The organism is Alteromonas sp. AWJ4_199, assembly GCF_056159165.1.
Genome location: NZ_JBSWUR010000002.1, coordinates 405,687 through 416,852, shown reverse-complemented (window position 1 = coordinate 416,852; position 11,166 = coordinate 405,687). Strand labels below are relative to the sequence as shown.

9 protein-coding genes are annotated in these 11,166 nt (G+C 44.5%); 7 read left to right on the top strand and 2 right to left on the bottom strand.

Annotated elements, in window-relative coordinates; translation table 11 throughout:
* Positions 1-10 precede the first annotated feature (10 nt).
* Positions 11-1,186 (bottom strand): thiolase family protein, encoded by a 1,176-nt coding sequence (locus tag ACXAER_RS16750; RefSeq protein ID WP_474831219.1) that lies wholly within the window; start codon positions 1,184-1,186, stop codon positions 11-13.
* 351 nt (positions 1,187-1,537) lie between these two features.
* Here ACXAER_RS16750 and ACXAER_RS16745 point away from each other — a divergent pair, with 351 nt between their 5' ends.
* The 7 genes from ACXAER_RS16745 (at position 1,538) to ACXAER_RS16715 (ending at position 9,988) form a co-directional block, all read left to right on the top strand.
* Positions 1,538-1,945, top strand: a complete 408-nt coding sequence (locus ACXAER_RS16745) for a MerR family transcriptional regulator (RefSeq protein ID WP_179983106.1) — start codon at positions 1,538-1,540, stop codon at positions 1,943-1,945.
* Positions 1,942-3,111: an isovaleryl-CoA dehydrogenase gene (locus ACXAER_RS16740; RefSeq protein WP_474831217.1), complete on the top strand. Its 1,170-nt coding sequence runs from the start codon at positions 1,942-1,944 to the stop codon at positions 3,109-3,111. The genes ACXAER_RS16745 and ACXAER_RS16740 overlap by 4 nt, the downstream gene beginning before the upstream one ends.
* Before the next feature lie 253 nt (positions 3,112-3,364).
* Positions 3,365-4,972, top strand: a complete 1,608-nt coding sequence (locus ACXAER_RS16735; RefSeq protein WP_474831215.1) for a carboxyl transferase domain-containing protein — start codon at positions 3,365-3,367, stop codon at positions 4,970-4,972.
* Between the two features lie 11 nt (positions 4,973-4,983).
* Positions 4,984-5,784 carry an enoyl-CoA hydratase/isomerase family protein gene (locus ACXAER_RS16730; RefSeq protein WP_474831213.1) on the top strand — a complete coding sequence of 267 codons (801 nt, stop codon included), beginning with the start codon at positions 4,984-4,986 and terminating at the stop codon, positions 5,782-5,784.
* A complete protein-coding gene (locus ACXAER_RS16725; RefSeq protein ID WP_474831211.1) occupies positions 5,774-7,780 on the top strand; it encodes an acetyl/propionyl/methylcrotonyl-CoA carboxylase subunit alpha in 2,007 nt (668 codons plus the stop codon). Before ACXAER_RS16730 ends, ACXAER_RS16725 begins: the two co-directional genes overlap by 11 nt.
* Positions 7,728-8,681 (top strand): hydroxymethylglutaryl-CoA lyase, encoded by a 954-nt coding sequence (locus ACXAER_RS16720; RefSeq protein WP_474831209.1) that lies wholly within the window; start codon positions 7,728-7,730, stop codon positions 8,679-8,681. Before ACXAER_RS16725 ends, ACXAER_RS16720 begins: the two co-directional genes overlap by 53 nt.
* A gap of 293 nt (positions 8,682-8,974) precedes the next feature.
* Positions 8,975-9,988 carry a transposase gene (locus ACXAER_RS16715; RefSeq protein WP_474831286.1) on the top strand — a complete coding sequence of 338 codons (1,014 nt, stop codon included), beginning with the start codon at positions 8,975-8,977 and terminating at the stop codon, positions 9,986-9,988.
* On the opposite strand, the gene ACXAER_RS16710 is transcribed toward ACXAER_RS16715, so the two are convergent.
* On the bottom strand, positions 9,957-11,111 hold the full coding sequence (locus ACXAER_RS16710) for an MFS transporter (protein ID WP_474831207.1): 1,155 nt from the start codon (positions 11,109-11,111) through the stop codon (positions 9,957-9,959). The genes ACXAER_RS16715 and ACXAER_RS16710 overlap by 32 nt on opposite strands.
* Positions 11,112-11,166: the final 55 nt, after the last annotated feature.

Genomic DNA, 11,166 nt, shown 5'->3' with positions numbered 1-11,166 from the left:
CGGGCTCTGCTTAGATTATTTCAACAGCCAGTGCTACGCCTTCGCCACCGCCTATACATAAAGATGCAATACCTTTTTTCCCGCCACGTTGCTTAAGCGCATGCAGCAGAGTTACCAAAATACGTGCGCCTGATGCACCGATTGGGTGGCCCAATGCACATGCACCACCTTTCACGTTCACTTTACTTTCATCAAGCCCAAGTTTCTTGACTGCCAGCATAGTTACCATTGCAAAAGCTTCATTAATCTCAAACAAATCAACTTCTTCTTTTGTCCAGCCTGCTTTATCCAACACTTTTTCCATTGCCCCTACAGGTGCCACAGTGAAGTTTTCAGGTTCAATAGAATTTGTAGCGTGAGCAACCACGCGCGCAAGCGGTGCGAGACCCAGCTCTTTTGCTTTGCTTTCGCTCATTACAACCAGTGCCGCTGCACCATCTGAAATCGAGCTTGAGTTAGCTGCCGTGACCGAACCGTCTTTTTTAAAAGCAGGTCTTAGTGTTGGTATTTTTTCAGGGCGAGAGGAACCTGGGCCTTCATCGGTATCAACAACAGTATCGCCCTTACGAGAAGAAACTGTAACAGGTACTATTTCATCAACGAATGTACCGCTATTTATTGCTTCATGTGCCTTTGAAAGCGAACTTAATGCAAATTCATCCATTTCGCCGCGAGATATATTTTCTTCATCGGCAGTATCTTGCGCAAAACATCCCATTGCTTTCCCATCATAAGCATTTTCTAGCCCGTCTAGCATCATGTGATCTAGCACTTGACCATGGCCCATGCGATAACCCGTTCTTGCTTTAGGCAGCATGTAGGGGGCATTACTCATGCTTTCCATTCCACCCGCTACAACTGCTGTCGCACTGCCAGCTTTGATTAAGTCATGCGCCATCATTACCGCTTTTAAGCCCGAGCCACATACTTTATTAATGGTTGTTACTCCCGCACTTAACGGAAGCCCCGCCCCCAGTGAAGCTTGTCGTGCAGGTGATTGACCAAGGCCAGCGGGTAATACACACCCCATAATGACTTCATCAATTACAGAGACATCCACCGCTTCACAGGCTGCTTTAATCGCAACTTCGCCGAGTTTGGTCGCAGCTAGTGAAGACAAATTACCGTTAAATCCACCCATTGGTGTGCGCTTGGCAGCGACAATAACCACTGATTCTTTACTCATAACTGTGCCCTTAAAATTCATTTAAATCATAATGTTAAGTGAAAAGTACTACACAGATGTATACAAAAGTAAACACCTCAAATAGCGCCTAAGCTTTACCTTCACCGTGAAAAATTGACGTTAGCAAAATGTTACTTTACCTTAACGTAAAATGTAATTAACGTTAACGTAAACCTGTACCAAGTGTGTGTCAACCTAACACTACGCTTTAGCATAGTGGTGTAAAAAACACACGGCTCCAAGTCAATAGTGCAATTACAAAGACATCCACCGAGTACAGCAAACTTAATTACAAAGACACCCAAGCTAAGATAAAGGGTGTTAAACAGCGCTAAAAACAAGGTACGTGTAATGAGCAAGTACGAAGACGAAACAACATATGCTATAGGTGAACTCGCGCGAGAGTTTGACATTACTCCTCGTTCAATTCGTTTTTATGAAGAGCAAGGGCTAATGTCGCCGTCCAGAACTGGGCAGAATCGTGTTTATTTAAACAAAGACAGAGTGCGCTTAAAGCTTATCTTGCGGGGTAAACGCTTAGGTTTTTCCCTTGCTGAAGTCAAAACACTGTTCGACATGTACGACACTAACCCCAACTCGGCCATTCAGCTAGAGGCTATGCTTGAAATGACTGAGCAAAAAAGAGCAGTGCTTAAACAACAATTAGAAGATATCCAGATGTTAATGACAGAGCTGGACGATGTTGAAGCACGTTGCCGTGAAGAACTCGCAGAATTGAAACGAGGAAATATCGCATGAACACCTCCTACCCTACTTTGAATTTTGGACTTGGTGAAGACATCGAGATGTTACGTGACCAGGTCTACCAATTTGCACAAAATGAGATTGCTCCTCTTGCTGAACAAGCAGACGCAGATAACCAATTCCCAAATCAACTGTGGACTAAGCTTGGTGATATGGGTTTATTGGGTGTAACTGTTTCAGAGCAGTACGGTGGTTCTGACATGGGCTATCTCGCCCACACTATTGCTATGGAAGAGGTTAGCCGCGCTTCAGGTGGTATCGGATTGAGCTACGGCGCTCACTCAAACCTTTGCGTTAATCAAATTTTCAAAAACGGTAACGACGCACAACGTGAAAAGTACTTGCCTAAGTTAGTAAGTGGTGAACACATTGGTGCGTTAGCAATGAGTGAGCCTAACGCAGGTTCTGACGTCGTTAGCATGAAATTAAAAGCTGAAAAGCGCGGCGATAAATACATCCTTAATGGAAACAAGATGTGGATCACAAACGGTCCTGATGCACATACTTTTGTTATCTACGCTAAGACTGACCCTAACGCAGGGCCTAGAGGGATCACAGCGTTTATCGTAGAGCGCGATTTCCCTGGCTTTAGCCGCGCACAGAAACTCGACAAACTTGGTATGCGCTCATCTAATACCTGTGAGTTAGTTTTTGAAGATTGCGAAGTACCTGCGGAGAATATTCTTGGCAATGAAGGCGAAGGCGTTCGTGTACTAATGAGCGGCTTAGATTACGAGCGTCTTGTTTTATCCGGCGGCCCACTCGGCATCATGCAGTCGTGCATGGATATTGTTGTTCCTTATATTCACGACCGCCAGCAGTTTGGTCAATCAATTGGTCAATTTCAACTGATACAGGGCAAAGTCGCTGACATGTACACGCAAATGAATGCTGCACGCGCGTATGTTTACACCGTTGCACAGTCGTGCGATCGCGGTGAAACAACGCGAAAAGATGCTGCTGGCGCCATTCTTTACTCAGCAGAACTGGCAACCAAAATGGCGTTAGATGCCATTCAGCTGTTAGGTGGTAATGGTTACATCAACGAATACCCAACAGGTCGCCTATTACGTGATGCCAAGCTATACGAAATTGGCGCGGGAACGTCTGAAATTCGCCGAATGCTAATAGGCCGCGAGCTATTCAACGAATCGAAGTAAATCGGGATTACGGGTGGAAGGCTAATTCTACTGAACAATGAAAGATTAAACGCTGTTTGTTTTATAGAAATTAGCAAGACACCCACCCTAAGATTTATTAGGACATTTACGAAAGCTGAACTTTATTTACAGGCCAATGAATTACAAAGACACCCATCGCAACGAAAATGCTTGGCATGGGTGTCTTGCTAATCGTCATGCTAACTAGTGGCTCAGCGACAGCCGTCGCCAATGCCCAATACAAGGAGGGGTTATGCCCGTTCTTCGCTCAAGTATAAACACGAAATCTGAAACATTTATCTCAAACGCCGAGCACATGCAGGCTCAGGTAAATGATCTAGTCGAAAAAATAGAACAAATTTGCCAAGGTGGCGGCGAGAAAGCGGCTGAGCGCCACGTGTCACGGGGAAAACTTCTACCTCGTGACCGAATCAATGCACTGATTGACCCAGACACGCCTTTTCTAGAAATAGGCCAGTTGGCTGCATGGGAAGTGTATGAAGACTATGTACCTTGTGCAGGGGTAGTTGCCGGTATAGGTATTGTAGCTGGCATCGAGTGCATGATTGTAGCTAATGATGCTACTGTCAAAGGCGGGACTTACTACCCTCTTACGGTAAAAAAGCACCTTCGCGCTCAAACCATTGCAGAACAGAATAACTTACCTTGTATTTATCTTGTAGATTCAGGTGGTGCTAACTTGCCACGCCAAGATGATGTATTCCCCGACAGAGAACATTTCGGCCGTATATTTTTCAACCAGGCAAATATGTCTGCTAAGAATATCCCTCAAATTGCTGTAGTAATGGGTTCCTGTACAGCTGGGGGGGCTTATGTTCCCGCCATGGCTGATGAAAGCATTATCGTTAAAGAACAAGCGACTATTTTTCTGGGCGGCCCACCACTTGTTAAGGCTGCAACAGGTGAAGTGGTAACTGCAGAAGAGCTCGGTGGCGGTGATGTCCATACTCGTATTTCCGGGGTCGCTGATCATCTTGCCAACAATGACCATCATGCACTTTCTCTAGCTCGAAATGCTATCTCTAGGCTAAACCGAAAGAAACCTGAAGACTTAGACGTTGCTGAGGTGAAACCACCGCGCTACGACACCAAAGAAATTTACGGCATTGTGCCTGCCGATAGTCGCCAGACTTACGATGTAAGAGAAATCATTGCGCGTATTGTGGATGATTCAGATTTTGACGAATTCAAACCCCTCTATGGCACTACTCTTGTTTGTGGTTTTGCACGCATTTTCGGCTTCCCAATCGGCATTGTTGCGAACAACGGCATACTTTTCGGTGAAAGTGCGCTCAAAGGTGCTCATTTTGTCGAGCTTTGCGCCATGCGAAAAATCCCTATCGTGTTTTTGCAAAACATCACAGGCTTTATGGTCGGTAAGCAATACGAGCACGGCGGTATCGCAAAACACGGAGCAAAAATGGTAACCGCTGTAGCATGCGCGAATGTTCCAAAACTCACTGTGCTTATCGGTGGAAGTTTTGGTGCGGGTAACTACGGCATGTGCGGCAGAGCCTATGACCCACGGTTTCTTTTCATGTGGCCAAATGCTCGCATCTCTGTGATGGGCGGTGAGCAAGCAGCAGGTGTTCTCGCACAGGTTAAACGCGACCAAAAAGAGCGTTCTGGAGAATCTTGGAGCGCAGAAGAAGAGAAAGCATTTAAACAACCCGTTATTGATACCTACGAAAAGCAAGGACATCCATACTATGCATCTGCGAGGCTTTGGGACGATGGCGTTATCGACCCAGCGGATACACGTTTAGTGCTCGGGCTATCGCTTTCAGCGGCGCTTAACAAGCCTATTGAAGACACCCAATTTGGCATATTTAGAATGTAGGAGTTCGGGTTATGGAAAAATCAGTTATTTACAGCGTAGATGAAAGAAACATTGCCACTGTCACCTTAAACAGGGCTGATAAACATAATGCCTTCAACGACGAAATGATAATCGAGCTGACTCGTTTATTTAAAAAAGCGGGCGAAGACGAGAACGTACGCGCCCTTATTTTAAGAGCGGAAGGTAAAAGCTTCAGCGCTGGCGCCGATCTTAACTGGATGAAAAAGATGGCTAGTTATACCGAAGCGCAAAATGAAAGTGACGCTCTTGCATTAGCAACCATGCTACAGACGCTTTATAAAATGCCAAAGCCCACAATAGCGAGAGTACAAGGCGCAGCTTTCGGAGGCGCAGTAGGTTTAATTGCCTGTTGCGATATTGCAATTGGAAGCAAGTTAAGCAAGTTTTGCTTAAGCGAAGTTAAAATAGGCCTTATTCCAGCGACGATCAGCCCTTACGTTGTTGAGGCAATGGGGGCACGTGTATGCCGACGCTACTTTCAAACCGCTGAAGTGTTTTCTGCGCGTAGAGCACGACGACTAGGTTTATTAAGCGAATCTGTTACCGAAGATGAGCTAGACAGCACCATAGATGACATTGTATCAGACATACTGAAAAACGGCCCCCAAGCAGTGGCGAAAGCTAAAGACTTGGTGCAATGGGTGTCTACGCAAGAAATTGATGATGTCCTTCTCACACAAACGAGCAAACTTATTGCACAAGTTAGGACTTCTGATGAAGGTCAAGAAGGTCTGTCAGCCTTTTTAGAAAAGCGCAGTGCGTCATGGGTGGAGGTACAAAATGATAAATAAATTACTAATCGCAAACCGTGGCGAAATAGCCTGCCGCGTTATAAAGACAGCCAACGCACAAGGTATAAAAACCGTAGCTGTTTATTCAGACGCAGATGAGAATGCACTTCACGTGCAAATGGCTGACGAAGCAGTTTATTTAGGGCCATCTCCGTCAAAAGAAAGTTATTTACGTGGTGAAATCATTATTGAGAAATCGAAAGAGCTTGGTGTGGATGCTATCCACCCGGGTTACGGCTTTCTCTCTGAAAATGCAGAATTTGCAAATCTGTGCGCAGAAAACAACATTATTTTTGTAGGTCCACCCGCATCTGCAATAGAAGCGATGGGTTCAAAATCTGCCGCTAAGCACATCATGGAAAAAGCAGGCGTTCCATTGGTTCCAGGCTATCATGGTGACGAACAAAGTGAAGCGGTGTTGAAAGGTGCTGCCGATGAGATGGGCTACCCGGTGCTTTTGAAAGCCGCAGCTGGTGGCGGCGGTAAAGGCATGCGCCAAGTGTGGAGCGAGAAAGAATTTTCTCAGGCTTTAAACGCCGCTAAACGTGAATCTATGGCCAGCTTTGGTGACGACCATATGCTGGTTGAAAAGTACCTAACTCGCCCTCGTCATGTTGAAATACAAGTTTTCTGTGACACCCACGATAACGGTGTATACCTTTTCGAGCGTGATTGCTCGGTTCAACGCCGTCACCAAAAGATTATTGAAGAAGCACCAGCGCCTAATATGTCTCAGTCAGTGAGAGAAAAAATGGGCGAAGCGGCAATACTGGCGGCGAAAGCAATTAATTACGTAGGTGCAGGAACTGTAGAGTTCTTACTTGATGAAGACGATTCATTTTACTTTATGGAAATGAATACGCGCTTGCAGGTTGAACACCCTGTTACAGAAATGATTACCCGAGAAGATTTGGTTCACTGGCAATTAATTATTGCTGAAGGTAAGCCCCTACCTAAGCAACAAAAGGAACTAACGTTAGCAGGACACGCATTCGAAGCACGTATTTATGCTGAAGATCCGAACAACGAGTTTCTACCTTCCACCGGCACGCTGTGCCTGTTACGCACACCAAAAGAAAATGACGTAGTTCGCGTTGATACTGGCGTTGTCGAAGGCGATGAGGTAAGCGTATTTTACGACCCTATGATTGCCAAACTTGTGGTTTGGGGAGAGAACCGGGAGGTAGCCCTCAAGCGCCTAATTAGTGCATTGGGCGATTACTATATTGACGGTGTAAGCACAAATATTGACTTCCTAAAGCGCGTCGCTACCCACCCGGCATTCGGTGCTGCTGAGTTGACAACTACATTTGTTGAAAAGCATAACGATTCGTTGTTTAACCATGTAGCTAGCGAAGACACCCATTCTAATATCCCAGTAATGGCATTACTTTCCCTAGTAAGTAGAAAAGTTACCTTGAGTAATCGCACACCTGAAGTATGGTCCACTGCGGGTGCGTGGCGGTCTAATGGAAATCACCAAGAAACTCTAACGTTGCTTTGCGGCCAAGAAGAGGTCGGTGTTGAGGTAAAACATCTACTACACGGGAATCAGCCTGTCTGGGAGCTTACGGTAGCTAACGAAAGCTTCGAAGTAAGTGGCAAGATCATAAATAACACGCTGAAAGCGACAATCAATGGATACAAATCAACTTTTTCGTTTTCAGACAATGATGGGGTGTTTACTCTTTTTAACAAAGACACCCATGCTAAGTTTAGTGTAGTTTCGCCCTCGTTAGGTGATGATAACAGTGATGGTGATGATGCCAATTTAAGTGCTCCTATGAATGGAACAATAGTCGCGCATTTAGTTGAGAAAGGTCAGCAGGTTAAGAAAGGTGCTCCAATTTTAGTAATGGAGGCGATGAAGATGGAGCACAGTATTATTGCTCCACATGACGGCTCAGTAGAAGAATTCTTCTTCAACCCAGGTGAATTAGTGGATGGTGGGGCTACGCTATTGGCGTTTTCGACTAAAGAAGCAACCGAGGTTTAATGTGACGTTTCCTAAAGAAGTAAGCATTGTCGAAGTCGGCCCTCGAGACGGCCTTCAGAATGAAAAACATACCTTAAGTGTCGAACAAAAGGTAGAGCTTATAAAGCTTCTATCAGAAACTGGTCTCAACCGTATAGAGGCTGGTAGCTTTGTTTCGCCCAAATGGGTGCCTCAAATGGCGAATTCAGGTGAGGTTATTAAAGCGCTAAATTCAAAGGAGAATATCCGTTATTCTGCGTTGACACCCAACCTTAAGGGGCTAGAAGCGGCCGTAGAGTCAGGAGTGAAAGAGGTTGCTGTATTTGGTGCAGCCTCTGAGTCTTTTTCACAAAAGAATATCAACTGCTCAATTGGCGAAAGTTTAAAGCGTTTCGAAGGCGTGTTTAAACTAGCCAACCAGCATAATATAAAAGTGAGAGGTTATGTTTCATGTGTAATGGGCTGCCCCTATGAAGGTAATATCTCTCCTAATGCCGTTACACAAGTAAGTAAGGAACTGATTGACATGGGATGTTACGAAGTTTCACTAGGCGATACCATTGGAGTGGGCACACCAAAAGCTACCAGCTTGTTGCTTGATGAAGTACTAAAGGAAATTAGTGTTAGCAAGGTTGCAGCCCACTTTCATGATACTTATGGACAAGCACTAGTTAATTTGTACACGGCACTAGGATATGGTGTTTCTATTATAGATTCGGCTGTTGCAGGACTAGGAGGTTGCCCTTATGCCAAAGGGGCCAGCGGTAACGTCTCAACTGAAGATGTCCTGTATATGTTGAATGGCATGGACATTTCCACAGAAGTGGACATGAACAAGCTGCTTGTAGCCTCGTCGTACATTTCTGACGTTTTGGGTCGCTTGCCCGTATCGAAATCAGCCAACGCACTTTTGGGTAAATAGCCTTCAGTTACGGGCCCATGGATTCATGTATCCGTTTTATGAAGACACCCACCCTAAAGACCAAAAATTTTTTAAGGTGGGTGTCTCTACAAGCTCTCGCTATACAAAGCTCTGTAGAATGGATGTCACTACTAGCTGCTACTTCTTTAGGATGGATGTCTTTGTATGCTTCTTTGTAAGCTGTCCCACCATTATTGACACGTAATCATAAAAACCGCGCTATTGTTCAGGTCACAGAGCAACACCTCAGGTGTTAAGGTTTGATCAAGTAATATGATTTGCCGGATGAAAAAGTGGCGCAAAGCAGAAAATCCCTTATTAGTCTTCAAGACACGCCCTATTATCACTGTATATCTCGATGCGTAAGACGTAGCTACCTTTGCGGGTACGATCGACATAATAATGTTAGTTACGAGCATAGAAAATCTTGGGTAGAGAAAAGGCTTCTATTTTTAGGTAAAGTTTTCTCCATAGACATTTGTGCTTATGCGGTTATGAGCAACCATGTCCATGTCGTTTTATCAGTAAATAAAAATGTTGCCCTCGCTTGGTCAGTAGACACTGTTTTAAGGCAATGGCATAAAATGCACAAAGGCACCCTACTCACTCAAAAATATTTGAAGGGCGAATTACTTAGCGATAATGAATTAGATGCGGTCAAAGCTACGGCTGAAGTTTATAGAAAACGTCTGTTTGATATTAGTTGGTTTATGAGAAACTTGAATGAGTTTATCGCGAGGAAAGCCAATGAAGAAGATAACTGTACTGGCAGATTCTGGGAAGGCCGATTTCGTTCACAGGCTTTATTGACTGAGAAGGCACTATTTTCCTGTATGGCCTATGTTGATTTAAACCCTATTCGAGCGAGATCAGCTACGAATCTAAAAGACTCGTTGTATACAAGCATGTATACCAGGCTGGCCTCACGCGCATTGAATAATCAACCTGTCAATGGATTAATGCCGTTTAAAACTAATAGAATAAATGACTGCCACCGCTGCTTAAATCTCACTCTAAGCGACTATTGCGAACTTCTTAATAACTCTATTAAGTTACTTCTTGATGGCAGTGCACAAGCGGCTAAGCAAGAAAATTGTAGCAATGTAAATTTAATTGGCCTCGGAGAAGCTCAATGGCTCAAGGTTATCAATGATTTTGAGAACATTTTTTCCTTTGCTGCTGGAGACAAAACATCTATGCAAAAATTCAAAGAGCGCACTAATAGAAAGCGAATGGCTAAACAGAGATCAGCATCGCTCTGCTTCGACCTTAAATCTACTTCTCAGAAGGTAGAATTACAGTCATAGCAACTGCGATCAAAAGCACTGCTGCCATGATATACACCACAGAAAACGGTAAAACAGGCGTTAGCGCAGCGTAGAGAGCGCCAAACGCTAGCAAAATTACTCCTATCGCAGTGTTAGAAAAACCGACTAACTCAGTTCGCTCTTGGCCATCTTTAACATCTAAACTATATGTCTTTCTTCCTGTTCTTACGCCTGTATGAGCTATTGATAGCAAGAAGAACAGAAAAGCTGATGTGGCAATTGAGGCTGATTGCCAATAAAGAAGCCCTCCACACGCGCACAGCGCGAGCAGACCTGATAGTTGCAGCGTTAACTTCGCACTTTTATCAGCAAGCCTCCCCCAAACGATCGAAGATAAAAGCGCAGCCGAAGCCTCAGCACCTATATATATCGGTAGCAACTCTTGCGCATCACCATTATTTTCGATCATAAAATAGGGAGCAACAAGCGCCGAATGCACAAAAAGCCCCCTTACAAAAATAAATTTATAAATGGTAGGATCAAAGTTAATACTAAACGCTTTTCCGTCGTCGCTGCCAGTGTCCACACTTGTCTTGATGGGCCACACACATACCAAAGTCAAAATAAAAGAAAGCAAACTTCCACTTAAAATTAGCAAAAGTACATTTGAAGAAAGGTTGTCATCTATAATGACCAGGGGTATTGAAATTACGAGTGTAACCACCCCAGATATAGTAGATGCCAATCCTATCAAATTGCCACGCTCTCCTTTATCGGCGACATCTGCTTCCATATCTTTAACAGTTAACGAACACGCAGAACGGCCCAAACTAAGAAGCATAAGAGAGATAAGTAGTAGAGTTCCTGCTGTGAAGCTAGAAAAGAATATCACCGAAAACAGCATGCCAAGCACAGCAAATGCTTGTATTGCCATGCCAATGCGCCATACGATATGCCGCTGCGAATGTTTTCGAAGATAAATACTAATGAGTACTTGAGGAAGAAGTGCACCCGACTCTCGGATAGGAACTAACCACCCCACCATCCAAACTGGAGCACCGACACTCAGAAGAACTGCCGTTAGAGTTGTCTTAGCTGATATCAACAGGTCGGCAAGCTTATTAAGCGAAAGGCCAGCGATGAGGAGTTTTTTTTCTTTCATGGTCGATGGCATGTACCGTATAAAATCCGGTATATACGGCACTTATATGTTTTAA